This is a genomic window from Nocardioides panzhihuensis (assembly GCF_013408335.1).
GTDB lineage: Bacteria > Actinomycetota > Actinomycetes > Propionibacteriales > Nocardioidaceae > Nocardioides > Nocardioides panzhihuensis.
In genome coordinates this window covers 266,035-282,311 of the sequence record NZ_JACBZR010000001.1, presented here as the reverse complement: position 1 = coordinate 282,311, position 16,277 = coordinate 266,035, and the positions used below count along the sequence as shown (strand labels likewise).

Below are 16,277 nucleotides of genomic sequence, written 5' to 3'. Positions count from 1 at the left end.
GACGCTCGCTCATCGGCCCACCTCGGCACGCGGCACCGAGACGACCATGGTCAGGCCACCACCAGGGGTGTCCTCGGCGGACAACCTGATCCCGAGCGCCTCGCTCAGTCCCTTGGCCGCGGCGAGGCCGAGCCCCAACCCGTCCGCCGAGGTGTCGTCGAGGCGCTGGAAGGGCTCGAACATCCGCTCCCGCTGCTCCTCGGGAACACCCGGTCCGCGATCGACGACCATCACCTCCACAGTCTCCGGTGTCTCGTGCGCGAGGACGCGTACCGGCTCGCCGGGGCGCGGCCCTTGGCCGCTGGCCCGGACGGCGTTGCTCACCAGGTTGGCGACGACCCGCTCCAGCAACCCTGAGTCGGTGCGTACGAGAGGGGTCCCCTCGTCGACGTCGAACACGATCGATCCCGGAGGCAGGCCGGCGACCGCCAGCGGCAGCGACTCCTCCAGGCTGACGTCCCGCATCGCGGGGCGGACCAGGCCGGCCTCGACCCGGGAGAGGTCGAGGAGGTTTTCGATGAGCGCCTCCAGCTGGTCGGCTGAGGTGGCGGCCGACTCGACGAGCTCCTTACGATCCTGCTCGGCCAGTCGGCCCGTCAGCAGGCCGTCGAGGGAGGCGCGCATCGTCGCCAGCGGCGTACGCAGGTCGTGAGAGACCGCGCGAAGCAGCGAGGTCGAGGTCTTCTCGGCCCGCTCCAACGCCAGCGCACGGTCCGCCTGGTCGCGCAACCGGCGATACTCCAGCACCAGCGAGGTCTGGATGGCGAACGCCTCCAGCACACGCTGGTCCGCCGCTCGGAGCGGGTCGCCGCGCAGCACGATCACGTGGTCGTCGTCGACCCGGACCTGGGTGTCGCCGGATCCAGGCTCCGTCGCCGCGTCCTGGCCGACCTCGGCCAGCGTGTGCCAGCCCGACGCGCTCGCTCGCAGCAGGGCCACCGATTGCTGTCCGAAGCTCTCGCGCACCCGATGGACGATCGCCTCGGCGGTGTCCTGGCCGGTGAGCACCGATCTCGACAGGCCACCGATCGTCGAAGCCTCGGCGCGCGCCCGTGCCGCCTCCTCCGAACGTCGTGCCGCCTGGTCCACGACCCCCGCCACGGACAGCGCGATCGTCAGGAAGACGCCCAGCGCGAGGATGTTGTGCGGGCTCTGGACGGTCAGGTCGTGGTAGGGCTCGGTGAAGAAGAAGTTCAGCACCCCGGCACCGATCAGGGCGGCGACCACCGAGGCCCGCCTGCCTCCGATGAGTGCCACCGCCACGATCGCGCCGGTCATCAGCAGGCTGGCCACCGGGAGCTGAGCGTTACGCTCGGCCGCCGGCACCAGGTAGAGGCCACCGAACAGCGCGAACGGCAGCACGACCGCAGCGGCCCATCCCGCCAACCGCCGCGAACGGCCCAGCGCCGATCGTGGCCGCCGCAGGCGTAGGCCCGCTCCGGCATGCTCGTGGGTCACCAGGTGCACATCGATGCTCCCCGCCGCGGTCGCGATCCGGTCTCCGGTGCTGCCGGTGAACAAGCGTCGTACCCGGCCGTGCCGGGAGACACCGACGATGATCATCGTGGCGTTGGCACCGGCCGCGAAGTCGACGATCGCGGTGGCGGGATCGTCGCCGATGACGGTGTGGAAGGTGCCACCCAGAGACCGGGTGAGGCTCTGGCTCCGCGGAAGGTCACCGGCCGACCGCGTCAGCCCGTCAGCGGAGACGACGTGGACCGCGACCAGCTCGGAGCCCTTGGCCCGCTGGCAGAGCCGAGCCCCACGACGCAGCAGGGTCTCCGACTCGGGCCCACCGGTGACCGCCACCACGATGCGCTCCTTGGTGGGCCACGGATGCGAGATCTGGTGCTCACGCCGGTAGTCGCCGAGGGCGTCGTCGACCCGGTCCGCCAGCCACAGCAGCGCCAGCTCCCGCAGTGCGGTGAGGTTGCCGACCCGGAAGTACGAGGTCAGCGAAGCGTCGATGTTCTCCGGCTTGTAGACGTTGCCATGGGCCATCCTCCGCCGCAGCGCCTGCGGCGCCATGTCGACCAGATGGATCATGTCGGCGGTGCGGACGAGATCGTCGGGGACGGTCTCCCGCTGTCGTACGCCGGTGATCCGCTCGACCTCGTCGTTGAGCGACTCCAGGTGCTGGATGTTGACGGTCGTGATCACGTCGATCCCGGCCGCTCGGAGCTGCTCGATGTCCTGGGCCCGCTTGGTGTGCCGGCTGCCGGGCACGTTGGTGTGCGCGAGCTCGTCGACACAGACCACCTTCGGGTCGCGGGCGACCACCGCCTCCACGTCGAGCTCGGTGAAGGCCGTGCCGCGATAGTCGATCTCCCGGCGCGGGATCACCTCGAGCCCCTCGATCTGGCGCGCGGTGTTGCTGCGGTCGTGGGTCTCGACGAACCCGACCACCACATCCGTCCCCCGCGCCTGACGACGCTGCGCCTCACCGAGCATGGCGTACGTCTTGCCCACGCCCGGCGCGGCTCCGAGATAGACGGTCAGACGGCCCCGCGGTCGCTGCTGGGGCCGTCCGACCGTCGACGTGGTCTGCACGTCCCTATTCAACCTCTCCGCGCACCGCGATGTTGAGCTCGAGCACATTGACACGCGGCTCACCGAGGAACCCGAAGGTGCGGTCGTCGGTGTGCTCGGCCACCAGCGCCGCCACCGCGTCCTCCGAGAGCCCGTTGTCGCGGGCCACCCGGGACACCTGGAGGGCTGCGTAAGCCGGTGAGATGTCCGGGTCGATCCCGGATGCGGAGGCGGTGACGGCGTCGGCGGGAACCTGGTCGACCGAGACGCCTTCACGCGCGGCGACGTCGCGGCGGCGCTCCTTGATCGCGTCGACCAGGCCCGGGTCCTCGGGGCCGAGGTTGGAGCCGGCGGTGGCCAGCGTGTCCCACCCGTCGCCGGCCGCGCTGGGACGCGGGTAGAAGAGTCCCTCGTCGTCGTTGCGCTGCCCGATCAGGGCCGAGCCGACCGCCTCGGCAGGGTCGTGGGTGCGCACGCCGGCCTCGGTGACCAGGGAGCCGTCGGCACGCCAGCCGAAGGCGGTCTGGGCGACGCCGGTGACGACGAGCGGGTAGGCGATCCCGCACAGCAGGGTCGCGGCGATGAGCACGCGGAGCCCGGCGAGGGAGTGACGTAGCAATGCAAAGAGATCAGACATGTTCACAGTCCTGGGATGAGAGAGACGACGAGGTCGAGCAGCTTGATCCCGAGGAACGGCGCGATCAGACCGCCGACCCCGTAGAGCAGCAGGTTGCGGCGCAGCAGAGCCGAGGCCGAGGACGGCCGGTAGCTGACTCCGCGCAGGGCCAGCGGGATCAGCGCGATGATGATCAGCGCGTTGAAGACCACTGCGGAGACGATGGCCGACTCCGGCGAGGACAGCCGCATGATGTTGAGGACGTCCAGTGCGGGGAAGGCCCCGACGAACATCGCCGGCAGGATGGCGAAGTACTTGGCGACGTCGTTGGCCACCGAGAAGGTGGTCAGCGCGCCCCGGGTGATCAGCAGCTGCTTGCCGATCTCGACCACGTCGATCAGCTTGGTCGGGTCGGAGTCGAGGTCGACCATGTTGCCGGCCTCCTTGGCCGCGGTCGTCCCGGTGTTCATCGCGACACCGACGTCGGCCTGTGCAAGCGCGGGCGCGTCGTTGGTGCCGTCCCCGCACATCGCGACCATCCGGCCGCCGCGCTGCTCCTTACGGATCAGCGCCAGCTTGTCCTCCGGGGTGGCCTCGGCGAGGAAGTCGTCGACGCCCGCCTCCTTGGCGATGGCCGCGGCGGTGGCCGCGTTGTCGCCGGTGATCATCACCGTCTTGATGCCCATCGCGCGGAGCTCGTCGAAGCGCTCGCGGATGCCGTCCTTGACGACGTCCTTGAGGTGTACGACGCCCAGCACCCGCGCCGGGTCGCCGTCGCGGCGCTCGGCGATGACGAGCGGCGTGCCGCCGCTCTCGGCGATCTCCCCGACGATCTCGTCGGTCTCCGCGGGCACCTGGCCGCCGTTCTCCTTGACCCAGACAGCCACTGCGGACGCGGCGCCCTTGCGTACGTTCAGGCCAGGGCTGTCCAGTCCGGACATCCGGGTGGTGGCGGAGAACATCACCATCGTGGCCTCGGCCGGTCCGTCCATGGAGCGACCCACGAGCGTGAGGATGCTCCGCCCCTCCGGCGTCTGGTCGGAGAGGCTGGCCAGGACCGCCGCGTTCTCCGCGCCGGTCACCGTCACCCCGACGACCGGGACGATCTCGTACGCCTGCCGGTTTCCGTACGTGATCGTGCCGGTCTTGTCGAGCAGGAGGACGTCCACGTCCCCGGCCGCCTCGACCGCTCGGCCGGACATCGCGAGCACGTTGCGGCGTACGAGCCGGTCCATGCCGGCGATGCCGATCGCGCTCAGCAGAGCGCCGATGGTGGTCGGGATCAGGCAGACCAGCAGTGCGGTGAGGACCAGCCACGACTGGTGCGCTCCCGAGTAGTCGGCCAGGTAGTAGAGGCTCCCGCAGACTGCCACGAAGATGACGGTCAGGCTGCTCAGGAGCACGTTGAGCGCGATCTCGTTGGGGGTACGCTGCCGCTCCGAGCCCTCGACCAGGGCGATCATCCGGTCCACGAAGGAGTGGCCCGGGTCGGAGGTGATCCGGACGACGATCCGGTCCGAGAGGACCAGGGTGCCGCCGGTCACCGCGCTGCGGTCGCCGCCGGACTCGCGGATCACCGGAGCCGACTCGCCGGTCACGGCCGACTCGTCGACGCTGGCGACACCGTCGACGACGTCGCCGTCACCGGGGATCCGCTCGCCCGCCTCGACCACGACGACGTCGCCGACGCGCAGATCGGTGGAGACGACGAGCTCCTCGGCACCATCGGCTCCCCCACGCAGACGGCGGGCCGTGGTCTCGGTCTGGAGGGCACGCAGGCTGGCCGCCTGAGCCTTGCCGCGCCCCTCGGCTACCGACTCGGCCAGGGCACCGAAGACCACGGTGAGCCACAGCCATAAGGTGACCAGCCAGCCCATCGCCGATGGGTCTAGGACCGACATGACGGTCGTGGCAGCCGCACCGATCTCCACCACCAGCATGACCGGGGTGGCCACCAGCTGGCGGGGGTCGAGCTTGCGCAGCGCTACGGGCACCGCCTCGGCGACCTGCTTGGCCGTGAGCACCGAGGCCGCAGCCTCGACATGGCTGTGGTGCTCGGCGTGGTCTTCGGGGGTACGTACGGGGGTCTGGGTCATGACAGGGACTCCACGATCGGGCCCAGCATGAGAGCCGGGACGAAGGTCAGGCCGACCACGACCAGCGCGACGCCGGTCAGCAGGCCGACGAAGAGCGGGCGGTGGGTGGGCAGGGTGCCGGCGTTGGCCGGCAGCCGGTTGGCGGCCGCGAACCGGCCTGCCAGGGCGAGCACCAGGATCATCGGGACGAATCGGCCGAGCAGCATCAGCAGCCCGAGCAGCGTGTTCCAGAACGGGGTGCCCGAGCCGATCCCGGCGAAGGCGGAGCCGTTGTTGTTGGAAGCACTGGTGACGGCGTAGAGCGCCTCGGAGAGGCCGTGCGGTCCGTCGGTCGAGAGGCCGGCCAGCCCTGCCGGCGCGGTGAGCGCGATCGCGGCGCCGACGAGCACCAGGATCGGTGTGGCCAGGATGTAGATCGCGACCAGGACGATCTCGTCGCGGCTGATCTTCTTGCCGAGGTATTCAGGCGTACGTCCCACCATCAGGCCGCACAGGAAGACCGTGACCACGGCGAGCATGAGCATGCCGTAGAGCCCGGAGCCGACGCCGCCAGGAGCGATTTCGCCGAGCATCATCCCGAACAGCGCGACGCCGCCACCTGGAGCGGTCAGGCTCTCGTGCATGCCGTTGACAGCGCCTGTCGAGGTGCCGGTGGTGGCCGCGGCGAAGAGCGCCGTGGCGGCCTCACCGAAACGGGTCTCCTTGCCTTCCATCGCCGCTCCGGCGAGCTGCGGAGCGGTGCCGGGACCGGCCATCTCCGCCCAGGTCAGCAGGGTGATGCCGACGGTGAGCAGCGAAGCCATCGTCGCGAGGACCGCGCCACCTTGGCGCCTGTCCTCCACGATGCGACCGAACGCCCAGGCCATCGAGAAGGGCAGCACGAGGATCGCCCAGATCTCGAGGAGGTTGGTGAACGGGTTGGGGTTCTCGAACGGGTGGGCCGAGTTGGCGTTGTAGAACCCGCCGCCGTTGGTGCCGAGCTCCTTGATCGCCTCCTGACTGGCGACCGGACCACCGGTCAACGGCTGCGCTCCACCGGTCAGCGTGCTCATCTCGTGCAGTGGGTGCAGGTTCTGCACCACCCCGGCCGCGACCAGCACGATCGCGACCACGAAGGCCATCGGCAGGAGAACCCGGAGGGTCGTACGCACCAGGTCGACCCAGAAGTTGCCGATCCTTCCCTGGTTGCGTGACCGGGCCAGCCCGCGGGCGAAAGCCGCGGCGACCGAGAGACCGACCGCGGCGGAGACGAAGTTCTGCACCGCGAGCCCGGCCATCTGGATCAGGTGGCCGGCGGCGGCCTCGCCGGAGTACCACTGCCAGTTGGTGTTGGTCACGAACGAGACCGCGGTGTTCCACGCCCCGTCGCTGGGCAGCGGGTCGAATCCGCCGTCGAGCGGCAGCAGGTTCTGCAGCCGACCGAAACCGAAGAGGAAGAGGATCCCTGCCAACGAGAAGCCGAGCACGGACATCGCGTAGGAGCGCCAGTGCTGGTCGGCGTCGGCGTCCAACTTGAGGGCCTTGTAGGCCACCGTCTCGGCGCGTAGGTGCAGGGGGCTGGTGTAGACGTGGGCGAGGTAACGGCCCAGAAGCGGCACAGTGAGCGTCAGCGCCGCGACCAGGGTGACGATCTGCAGCACCGCGGCGAGCGTGGCGTTCATCGGGTGCAGCCTGCGTCGGCGCTCGGGACGGTTTCCTGATCGGCGACCTGAACGGAGCCAGGTTCGGTGGCCGGAGAACCCAGCCGACGGTTGATCAGCCCGACCAGCAGGGCCAGCCCGGCGAAGCACACGAGCGTGAGAAGGATGTAGATGAGGTCTGACACGCCCCCATTCCAGACCCGCAACGAGCCGGTGCGGCCGCCGTTGACGGATCCTTGACGCCCGCAGGGACGGCCTTGACGCGACCCTGACGTGTTGACCATCGTGGCGGTCGCCGGCTCTGGGCAGCTCGGGCCGGGCCAGGAAACACTGACAAAGGTCCCGTTACTCGACAACCGACGAAAGCACTGGGAGGCTACTGGCCTCAAGCAGAACATTATGTGGACCAGAGCGCTCTCGGAGGACGCATGCGGGCAATTCAGGGGGCCATCGCCGGAGTCGGGCTTGCCCTCGTCGCCGTCATCGCGGTGGCACTGCTCATCGGGAACCCGGGTTCGATGGGATCGAACCCCGCGGGCCAGCAGTCGAAGCAGGCGGCCGGGCCGCCGAGCCGGCTCGGCGACGGGCCGGCCGGTCCCGCCGAGCCCGTCGACGCCGCCAAGGACACCTCGGTGGGCACACTGCCGCCTCCTCCCGACGCCTCGCGCGCAACGCAGCTCATCTCTCGTGACCTGCTCGCGCCGCCCGACGCCGCGCCTGATTCACGGCGTGCCCGGACCCCGGCCGACGGCAAGACGCTGGCCGCGCGGAAGGCGCGTCCGGCGCAGAAGCCCGACGTCTCTGGCCAGGTCCCGGCGTTTCCCGAGGACTTCACGTTCACCCGTGACGGCTGGGAGTGGGACGCGTGGAACGGCACGGATGCTCGCTCCGACGACGGCGACGACTGCCGACGTGACCACCGCCGCGACCGCCAGCATGACTGTGACGATCACGACTGGAGCGGCTGGCGCGACTGAGGTCCGCTACAGCACGCTCTCGACGGCCGCACGCACCTCCGGGCTGGGCTCGACGGACTTCCCCGACTCCAGGTCGTAGAAGACGAGCGTGACCTGCCCGCGGGCGAGGCGGACGTCCCCGTCGGCGATCTCGGACTCGATCGTCATCGACTTGGTGCCCAACCGGGAGACGTAGCTCCACACGTCGTACGGCTCCGAGCGGGCGAGGACCGGGGCGTGGTAGCTGACGTCGGTCTGGGCGACCACGACGGAGGGCCAGTCCTTGAGCTCTTTGTGCGACCTGAGCCGCTTCATCAGCGCCAGCCGCGACTCCTGGAAGTACTCGAAGTACTTCACGTTGTTCACGTGCCCATAGGCGTCGACGTCGGAGAAGCGGACGAAGAGCGGGAAGTGTCCCTCCTCCAGCCGCTTCGGCTCGCCCAGCGCGAGCGGCTTCGGCGGCGTCTTCTCGAGGTAGGGCTCCAGGTTGGCCTTCTCCTCCGGCTTGAGCCGGCGCGGCGACTCGGTGGTGAAGACGTACGGAGCCAGGACCGTGCTCGCTCGCAGGAAGACTTTGCGGGTGCCGTCGGGCTGGTCCCGGAAGATCTCGTAGGCCATGGTGAAGCTCGCCGCGCGGATCTCGGTCACCCACGACTCGACGTAGACCGGCTTGAAGTCGAAGAGCAGCGGCTCGACGTAGGTGACCTGGTGGCTGACGACCACGACACCCTCGGCCAGGCCCTGGGTCTGCGGGCTCCGAGCATGCGTGCGCAGCATGTCCACGCGCGCCTCTTGAAGGTAGTCGACGTAGACGACGTTGTTGACGTGGCCGAGCATGTCGAGGTCGGCCCAACGCATGGGGCATTCATAGAGGTGGCGCACGTGGTCGATCCTTCCAGACGATCTTGGGCACTGGGCCTGGTCACCCAGCACAGTCCGGGCGAGTATGGTGTCGACCACAGTCCTACCTACTCTTCAGTAACCGGGAGTCTTCATGCCTGAGGCAGTCATCGTCGCCGCCGCCCGCACTCCGATCGGGCGAGCCAACAAGGGATCTCTGAAGGACTTCCGTCCCGACGATCTCGCCGCACTCATCACCAAGGAAGCCGTCGGGAAGGTCGAGGGTCTCGACCCCAACGACATCGACGACCTGCTGCTCGGGTGCGGCCTGCCTGGTGGCGAGTCCGGCAACAACATGGGCCGCGTGGTCTCCGTGCTCAACGGCTGGGACAAGGTGCCCGGCGCGACCATCACCCGCTACTGCTCCTCCTCCGTGCAGACCTCGCGGATGGCGCTGCACGCGATCAAGGCCGGCGAGGCCGACATCATCGTCTCGGCCGGTGTCGAGACCGTCTCCCGCTTCGTCAAGGGCACCTCCGACCACCTGCCCGACACCGTCAACCACCTTTTCGACGACGCCCAGTCGCGGACCACCGCGACCGCCGCGTCCAACGAGAAGTGGCATGACCCGCGCGAGGACGGGCTGCTGCCCGACGTCTACATCGCGATGGGTCACACCGCGGAGAACCTCGCCACCTCGCGCGGCATCTCGCGCCAGGAGATGGACGAGTTCGGCGTACGCTCCCAGAACCTCGCCGAGAAGGCCATCGCCGACGGCTTCTGGGCCCGCGAGATCACCCCGGTGACCACGCCTGACGGCACCGTCGTCTCGGCCGATGACGGCCCGCGCGCGGGCGTGACGCTGGAGGCCATCTCCGGCCTCAAGCCGGTCTTCCGCGAGGACGGCACCGTCACCGCCGGCAACTGCTGCGCCCTCAACGACGGCGCCGCCGCGGTCGTGGTCATGTCCGACGCCAAGGCCGCCGAGCTCGGCGTCACCCCGCTGGCCCGGATCGTGTCCACCGGCGTCTCCGGCCTCTCCCCCGAGATCATGGGCCTCGGCCCGGTCGAGGCGACCAAGAACGCGCTCAAGTACGCCGGCATGTCGATCGGCGACATCGACCTGGTCGAGATCAACGAGGCCTTCGCGGCCCAGGTGATCCCGTCCTACCAGGACCTCGGCATCGACATCGACCGCCTCAACATCAACGGCGGCGCCATCGCCGTCGGTCACCCCTTCGGGATGACCGGCGCTCGCCTGCAGAACACCATGCTCAACAGCCTCGACTGGCACGACAAGACCACGGGTCTGATCACCATGTGCGTCGGCGGCGGCCAGGGCATGGCGATGATCCTCGAGCGCATCTGACACACCCCCTCGACTCGGCGCGTCTGCCCCAGGCAGGCGCGCCGAGTCGGCGTTTCAGCGCATCTCGATGCCGGGGCGGTCGCAGATGAGGTAGTCCGAGACGGCGTTCATCACACGCCCCAGGGCCGCGAAGTCCTCGTCGCTGACCAGATCGACGAGGTACTCGCGTACGCCGCTGACGTGGACCGGGGCCGCCTCCCGCAACACCTCGAAGCCGCGGTCACTGAGGGCGGCGACGACACCGCGGCCGTCGTCGGTCGAGTTGCGGCGTTCGACGAGCCCGGACCGTTCCATCCGGGTGATCGTGTGGGTGATCCGGGAGCGCGAGTGTGCCAGCGAGTCGGCGAGCTGGGCCATCCGCATGGCGCCGTCGTTCTCGGAGAGTCGTACGAGGATCTCGTACTCGGACAGCGAGATGTCGAAGCCGGCGCGCAGATCGGCGTCCAGGCGGTCGTCGAGCAGGGTCATCCCCATCATGAGCGCACGCCAGGAGCGCTGCTGCTCTTCGTCCAACCACCGAGTTTCATCACCCACGGGGCATTACGTTAGCCCGGTCTCGGGGCCAAACCATGCACTGGCACCCCAAAAACGGCACGAAATGGTCACCGAAAGTTCGATCGGGACCCGGGACGCCAGACCCGGATGGGTTGGGACCAAGGGCAGAAGCTTACCGGGACCTAGAGCCCGGCCGGCGATGTCGGCGCAGTGAGAAACCATTCGCCACCGGTGCAGGTAAAGGCGAAGATTGGGCAGTGTCCAATCCCCCCGCTCTCGGCCTCCGCGATTTCATAGCCGCACTTCCACGCGAGGGCCGCTGGCTCCTGGCGACGGTCGCGATCCAGCTCCTCGGCCGCGGCATGACGCTGCCGTTCACGATCATCTACCTCCATGAGGTACGCGGCTTCGACCTCGGCCTCGCCGGAAGCCTGATGGGTCTGATCGCCATCGTCGGCCTCGTGGTCACCGGGCCGGCAGGCACCCTGATCGACAAGTACGGTGCCCGCCCGGTGATCCTCGGCGGCCTGGTCTGCGCGATCGCAGGCGACATCGTGCTCGCCTTCGCCGACACCCCGATCCTCGCCGCCGCGGCCCTCGGTCTTCTCGGTGTCCAGGCCGGGGTCTCCTGGCCGGCCGCCAACGCCTTGGTCGCCACGGTGGTCGAGGGCGAGCTCAGACAGCGCTACTACGGGGTGAACTTCGCCCTGATCAACCTCGGCATCGGCGTCGGCGGCGTCATCGGCGGACTCTTCATCGACGTGTCCCGGCCCGAGACGTTCACCTACGCCTTCCTCGGCAACGCCGCCACCTTCGTGCTCCCGGCGCTCGTCCTGCTCGGCCCGCTGCGTCACGTGCACGGCCGCGCCGCGCGCCCCGCTGTCGACGCGCCTGATGCGACCTCCTCGTACGCCAAGATCCTGCGTCGCCCTGAGGTCATGTGGCTGGTGGCGATCGGCATCCTGCTCTCGACACTCGGCTACGGTCAGATCGAGAGCGGGTTCCCGGCCTACTCGCGTCAGATCGCCGAGGTCTCGACCCGGGTCGTCGGGTTCGCGTTCGTGGTCAACTGTGCGGTCATCGTGCTCGCCCAGTTCTGGGTGATGAATCGGGTCAGCGGCCGACGGCGCACCCGGGTCCTCGTCGCCACCGCGGGCATCTGGGGCGTGGCCTGGGTGGTGTTCGGGTCGACCGGCCTGGTGCCGGGCTCCGTGGCGGCCATCGTCGGCGTGATCGCCTTCCAGGGGCTCTTCTTCGCCCTCGGCGAGACGCTGATGCAGTCGGTCTTCCCCGCTCTGACCAACGACATGGCTCCCGACCATCTGCGCGGGCGCTACAACGCGATCAACTCGGCCTCGTTCCAGACCGGGGCGATCATCGGCCCGGTCCTAGCCGGTTTCCTGCTCGAGCACGGCCAGTCGACGGTGTTCATCGCGCTGATGGTGGTCGGCTGCGTCGGCATCGTCGCGGCCTCGATGCGGCTCGAGCGCCGGATCACCCCAGCCGTGAACGGGTTGCGTCCCCCGCTGATCCCCGAGTCGGCTCAGGCCAACGCCTGATCCCGCCGAGTCGGCTCGTCATGACGAGCCGACTCGGCGGGATCTCTGGTCAGAACGCGCCGGCTCGGCGCGGGACGGGTCAGTCGCGGGTGAGGCGACGGTGGGTGACGCGGTGGGGGCGGGCGGCATCCTGGCCGAGACGCTCGATCTTGTTGGCCTCGTAGGACTCGAAGTTGCCCTCGAACCAGAACCACTCGCCCTCCTTCTCCTCCGTGCCCTCCCAGGCGAGGATGTGGGTGGCGATGCGGTCGAGGAACCACCGGTCGTGGGAGGTGACCACGGCACAGCCCGGGTAGTCGAGCAGCGCGTCCTCCAGGGCGGAGAGCGTCTCGACGTCGAGGTCGTTGGTCGGCTCGTCGAGCAGCAGCATGTTGCCGCCCTGCTTCAGGGTCAGCGCGAGGTTGAGGCGGTTGCGCTCACCACCGGAGAGCACGCCGGCCTTCTTCTGCTGGTCGGGACCCTTGAAGCCGAAGGAGGCGACGTAGGCCCGCGAGTTCATCTCGAAGTTGGCGACCTTGATGAAGTCCAGACCGTCGGAGACGACCTCCCAGACGTTCTTGTTGGGGTCGATGCCACCGCGGCTCTGGTCGACATAGGAGATCTTCACCGTCTGGCCGACCTTGAGCTCACCCGCGTCGGGCTGCTCGGAGCCGGTGATCATCCGGAACAGGGTGGTCTTGCCGACACCGTTGGGGCCGACGATGCCGACGATGCCGGCGCGCGGGAGCGAGAAGGAGATGTCGTCCCACAGGGTGCGGCCCTCGAAGCCCTTGACCAGGCCCTTGGCCTCCATCACCACGTCGCCCAGGCGCGGGCCAGGCGGGATGTTGATGTCGGCGGTGTCGATCTTGCGAGCCTTGTCAGCCTCGGCGGCGAGCTCCTCGTAGCGAGCCAGACGCGACTTCGACTTGGTCTGGCGGGCCTTGGCGTTGGAGCGGACCCACTCCAGCTCCTTCTCGAGCATCCGGGCGCGCCTGGCGTCCTTGAGGCCCTCGACCTTGAGGCGGTCCTTCTTCGTCTCCAGGTAGGTGGAGTAGTTGCCCTCGTAGCCGTGGACCGCGCCGCGGTCGACCTCGGCGATCCACTCGGCGACGTTGTCGAGGAAGTACCGGTCGTGGGTGACGGCCAGCACAGCGCCCTTGTAGGACTTGAGGTGACCCTCCAGCCACTGCACCGACTCGGCGTCGAGGTGGTTGGTGGGCTCGTCGAGCAGCAGCAGGTCGGGCTCCTGCAGGAGCAGCTTGCACAGCGCGACCCGGCGCCGCTCACCACCGGAGAGGTTGTCGACGATCGCGTCACCCGGAGGGCAGCGCAGCGCGTCCATCGCCTGCTCCAGCTTGGAGTCGATGTCCCAGGCGTTGATGTCGTCCAGGTAGGTCTGGAGCTCACCGGTCTCGGCCATCAGGGCGTCCTGGTCGGCGTCGGGGTCGCCCATCTCCATGTAGGCGTCCTCGAGGCGCTTCATCTTCGTCTTGATCTCGCCGACGGCCTCCTCGACGTTCTCGAGGACGGTCTTGCCCTCGGTCAGCGGGGGCTCCTGCTGGAGCATCCCGACCGTCGCGTCCTGGTCGCGGACGATGTCGCCGTTGTTGGGGTGGTCGAGCCCGGCCATCAGCTTGAGCAGCGAGGACTTACCCATACCGTTCGGGCCGACGACGCCGATCTTGGCACCGTGCAGGAATGATTGGGTGACGTTGTCGAGAACGACCTTGTCGCCGTGGGCCTTGCGCACATTGCGCAGGGAGAGGATGTAGTCGGCCATGGGGCCCACCCTAATGAGGTTGAGGTGCACCGGTACAACCGGCGCACCCCGCCTCAGGGTCCGGCGCTCACCCGACTCACCTCACGCCGCCACGGTGGTCTCCGTCTCGGCGGGTGCCTCGACATCCTCGGGCGTCGTCGGCTTCTGGTCCCACGGGTCCGCGCCCGGGGCGCGCCAGTCCGAGAGGGGGTCACGCGGGGCATCCTCGTCGCGGGGTTCCGGCGCCGGCGCAGCCGCCGCCGCCAGCGAACGCGGGTTGCGCGACAGGCTGCTCATCCCGCGGTTGAGGTCGTGGCCGACCACGTTCGCCTCGACCTCGAAGGTGTTGACCTCGAGCCCGTCCTTGTTGACGTAGCTCCGGGCCGTCAGCCGGCCTTGGACGACCACGGGGTCGCCCTTGCGCAGCGAGCGCCCGACGTTCTCTCCCAGGTGACGCCAGGCACTCACCGAGAACCACTGCGTCACGCCGTCGCTCCACTCCCCCGTCGACCGGTTGAGCTTCCGCGGGGTGCACGCCATCCGGAAGTTCGCCACCGAGACGTCACCGACGCTCCGCACGACAGGATCGGCGCCGACGTGGCCACGCAGGGTGATGGTCGCTTCGTTCATCGTTGTCTCCTCAGTGTTCGCGCCCGCCTGGTGCGGGCCTCGGAGACAACCCTGCGCTCGACCGCCGACAGTTTCGGACGGCGTACGTCCGCCTGTGGACAACCCCGGATCGAACCGTCCCTGTGGACAGTGATCGGCCCGGCGTGCGTCAGCGCAACGCCTTGGCCACCCCGTGCCGGAGAGCGCTGTAGGCCGCGAGCTCGGTCTCGATCGGATCGACGACGAGCTCACGCGAGACGTCGGCGACCGCCGTACGCAGGCGCGCATCGGCCGCACGCGCCCGCCGCCGAGCGGTGCCGATCACCATCAGATGACACACGAACCACAGCACCAGGCCGAGCCCGACACCCCCGATGAACAGGACATACGGCAGCTCGACCCCGGCAACAGATGGCGTCACCTCGCCGACCTGCGCGGCCCCGGAGAGAAGCAGCGCCAGCGACCACACCAGCCCGATGCCAGCGACGATGATCAGGAGCCACTGGAGCATCTTGACCAGCCCGGTCCACATCGGCAGCCGCTCGGCGTTCAGGTCGACGTCTCCGACGGAGGCGTCGAGACGGTCGGCGAGGTCGTCCATCCGCGAGACCGATGCCCGCCGGATCGCGTCGCGCCACGGCGAGGCGAGGCCGGCGCCGGCCTCGTCGGCCAGCTGACGCACCTCGGTGTCGACTCGCGCTCGCTCGACGGCGGTGGTCTGCGGCAGCGAGGTCCGAGCGCGCCCGGCCAGCTGGGTCGCCTCCTCGCCGAGCGCCAGATGGAGCCGTCTCAACGGATCCGGCTTCAGCCGAGAGACCCAGGAGACCAGCGGCCAGCCCGTGGCCGCGCGGGCCCGGGTGCGTACGGACCGCTCGACCGCGTCCACCACCGTCGGCACCCCGGCAGCCTCGGCGATGGCGTCCTCGAGCGCCTCCACCCGCGGCTTGGCGAGCGAGCGCGGCTTGGCGTCACCGGACGCCTTGGCGAGCTTGACCGCAGCGGTCTTGATGTCGGCCGAGAGCCGCGACTTGTTGGCTCGCTTGGCCGCGGCCCGCTGAGCGATCTCCGTCTTGAGCTGCGGGATCCCCCAGCCGAGCTTGGCCGAGACCGGGATCACCGGGACGTTGCGCAGGCCGTCCTGATCGAGCAGGCGGCGTACGTCACCCAGCATCGCCTCACGGCGGTCCTCCGGGACGCGGTCGATGTGGTTGAGCACCACGACCATGATCTCGGAATGGGTGCGGAGCGGCTGCAGGTAGCGGTCATGGATCGCCGCGTCGGCGTACTTCTGCGGGTCGAGCACCCACACCAGCATGTCGGCGAGCTCGACCAGCCGGTCGACCTCGAGATGGTGGGAGACCTCGGTGGAGTCGTGGTCAGGAAGGTCCAGCAGCACCACGCCGTCGAGCTCGTGTCCCTCACGACGGGTGTCGAGCATCGAGTCGCGGGTCGTCTGGTGGCGCTCGGGGATACCCAGCCACTGGAGCAGCTCCTGAGCGCCCTCGGAACCCCACACGCAAGCAGTCGCCCACGACGTGGTGGGCCGACGGACTCCGACGGCGGAGAGCTCCAGCCCGGTCAGGGCGTTGAACGTGGAGGACTTGCCCGACCCGGTCGCTCCGGCGACTCCGACGACCGTGTGGTCGGCGGACAGCTTGAGCCGTCCCTGAGCCTTGTTGACCACGGTGCGCGCGTCCTCGACGATCCCATCGTCGAGGCGTCCCGTCGCAGCGGTGGTCGCAGAGTTCAGTCCTTCCAGTCGATCGCCGAGATCTCCACCCCGGCTGACCAGGTTCTTTGCACCTTCGAGCAAGCCGCTCAATGATC

The 16,277-nt window shown here is 69.2% G+C and carries 13 protein-coding genes; 3 read left to right on the top strand and 10 right to left on the bottom strand.

The annotated features are described in order from the left end of the window. Positions 1–9: 9 nt before the first annotated feature. From BJ988_RS01255 to BJ988_RS01235, 5 genes are read right to left on the bottom strand one after another with little or no spacing between them, the layout of a single operon-like run. Complete coding sequence (locus tag BJ988_RS01255; RefSeq protein WP_343051384.1) at positions 10–2,550, bottom strand: DUF4118 domain-containing protein; 2,541 nt, start codon at positions 2,548–2,550, stop codon at positions 10–12. A 4-nt stretch (positions 2,551–2,554) separates the two neighbouring features. Continuing rightward, positions 2,555–3,166: a potassium-transporting ATPase subunit KdpC gene (gene kdpC / locus BJ988_RS01250; RefSeq protein ID WP_179656312.1), complete on the bottom strand. Its 612-nt coding sequence runs from the start codon at positions 3,164–3,166 to the stop codon at positions 2,555–2,557. 2 nt (positions 3,167–3,168) lie between these two features. Then, positions 3,169–5,241: a potassium-transporting ATPase subunit KdpB gene (gene kdpB / locus BJ988_RS01245; protein ID WP_179656311.1), complete on the bottom strand. Its 2,073-nt coding sequence runs from the start codon at positions 5,239–5,241 to the stop codon at positions 3,169–3,171. Continuing rightward, the gene (gene kdpA, locus BJ988_RS01240; RefSeq protein WP_179656310.1) at positions 5,238–6,902 is read right to left on the bottom strand and encodes a potassium-transporting ATPase subunit KdpA; all 1,665 of its coding nucleotides are present in this window, start codon (positions 6,900–6,902) and stop codon (positions 5,238–5,240) included. Before kdpA ends, kdpB begins: the two co-directional genes overlap by 4 nt. Further along, positions 6,899–7,066, bottom strand: a complete 168-nt coding sequence (locus BJ988_RS01235) for a hypothetical protein (protein ID WP_179656309.1) — start codon at positions 7,064–7,066, stop codon at positions 6,899–6,901. The genes kdpA and BJ988_RS01235 overlap by 4 nt, the downstream gene beginning before the upstream one ends. 243 nt (positions 7,067–7,309) lie before the next feature. Here BJ988_RS01235 and BJ988_RS01230 point away from each other — a divergent pair, with 243 nt between their 5' ends. Next, the gene (locus BJ988_RS01230; RefSeq protein WP_179656308.1) at positions 7,310–7,858 is read left to right on the top strand and encodes a hypothetical protein; all 549 of its coding nucleotides are present in this window, start codon (positions 7,310–7,312) and stop codon (positions 7,856–7,858) included. A 6-nt stretch (positions 7,859–7,864) separates the two neighbouring features. On the opposite strand, the gene BJ988_RS01225 is transcribed toward BJ988_RS01230, so the two are convergent. Next, a complete protein-coding gene (locus BJ988_RS01225; protein WP_179656307.1) occupies positions 7,865–8,695 on the bottom strand; it encodes an acyl-CoA thioesterase in 831 nt (276 codons plus the stop codon). Positions 8,696–8,831: 136 nt separating this feature from the next. Between BJ988_RS01225 and BJ988_RS01220 the strand changes: the two genes are divergently transcribed. Then, positions 8,832–10,046 carry an acetyl-CoA C-acetyltransferase gene (locus tag BJ988_RS01220; protein WP_179656306.1) on the top strand — a complete coding sequence of 405 codons (1,215 nt, stop codon included), beginning with the start codon at positions 8,832–8,834 and terminating at the stop codon, positions 10,044–10,046. Between the two features lie 54 nt (positions 10,047–10,100). On the opposite strand, the gene BJ988_RS01215 is transcribed toward BJ988_RS01220, so the two are convergent. Continuing rightward, positions 10,101–10,559 (bottom strand): MarR family winged helix-turn-helix transcriptional regulator, encoded by a 459-nt coding sequence (locus BJ988_RS01215; protein WP_425490780.1) that lies wholly within the window; start codon positions 10,557–10,559, stop codon positions 10,101–10,103. Positions 10,560–10,798: 239 nt separating this feature from the next. Here BJ988_RS01215 and BJ988_RS01210 point away from each other — a divergent pair, with 239 nt between their 5' ends. Then, on the top strand, positions 10,799–12,100 hold the full coding sequence (locus tag BJ988_RS01210) for an MFS transporter (RefSeq protein ID WP_343051383.1): 1,302 nt from the start codon (positions 10,799–10,801) through the stop codon (positions 12,098–12,100). 79 nt (positions 12,101–12,179) lie between these two features. Here the strand turns inward: BJ988_RS01210 and ettA are convergent, their stop codons facing one another. The 3 genes from ettA to BJ988_RS01195 form a co-directional block, all read right to left on the bottom strand. Further along, entirely contained in the window at positions 12,180–13,862 is a 1,683-nt protein-coding gene (gene ettA, locus BJ988_RS01205; protein ID WP_179656303.1) for an energy-dependent translational throttle protein EttA, read from the bottom strand. Between the two features lie 81 nt (positions 13,863–13,943). Then, the gene (locus BJ988_RS01200; protein WP_179656302.1) at positions 13,944–14,471 is read right to left on the bottom strand and encodes a single-stranded DNA-binding protein; all 528 of its coding nucleotides are present in this window, start codon (positions 14,469–14,471) and stop codon (positions 13,944–13,946) included. A gap of 148 nt (positions 14,472–14,619) precedes the next feature. Then, positions 14,620–16,242, bottom strand: a complete 1,623-nt coding sequence (locus BJ988_RS01195) for a GTP-binding protein (protein ID WP_425490911.1) — start codon at positions 16,240–16,242, stop codon at positions 14,620–14,622. Between the last annotated feature and the right edge of the window lie 35 nt (positions 16,243–16,277).

Excerpts from the sequence above, each read along its gene's own strand:
- BJ988_RS01220 (WP_179656306.1), top strand. The coding sequence starts at position 8,832 with ATGCCTGAGGCAGTCATCGTCGCCGCCGCCCGCACTCCGATCGGGCGA.
- BJ988_RS01230 (WP_179656308.1), top strand. The coding sequence starts at position 7,310 with ATGCGGGCAATTCAGGGGGCCATCGCCGGAGTCGGGCTTGCCCTCGTC.
- kdpB (WP_179656311.1), bottom strand. The coding sequence starts at position 5,241 with ATGACCCAGACCCCCGTACGTACCCCCGAAGACCACGCCGAGCACCAC.
- ettA (WP_179656303.1), bottom strand. The coding sequence starts at position 13,862 with ATGGCCGACTACATCCTCTCCCTGCGCAATGTGCGCAAGGCCCACGGC.
- BJ988_RS01200 (WP_179656302.1), bottom strand. The coding sequence starts at position 14,471 with ATGAACGAAGCGACCATCACCCTGCGTGGCCACGTCGGCGCCGATCCT.
- kdpC (WP_179656312.1), bottom strand. The coding sequence starts at position 3,166 with ATGTCTGATCTCTTTGCATTGCTACGTCACTCCCTCGCCGGGCTCCGC.
- kdpA (WP_179656310.1), bottom strand. The coding sequence starts at position 6,902 with ATGAACGCCACGCTCGCCGCGGTGCTGCAGATCGTCACCCTGGTCGCG.
- BJ988_RS01225 (WP_179656307.1), bottom strand. The coding sequence starts at position 8,695 with ATGCGTTGGGCCGACCTCGACATGCTCGGCCACGTCAACAACGTCGTC.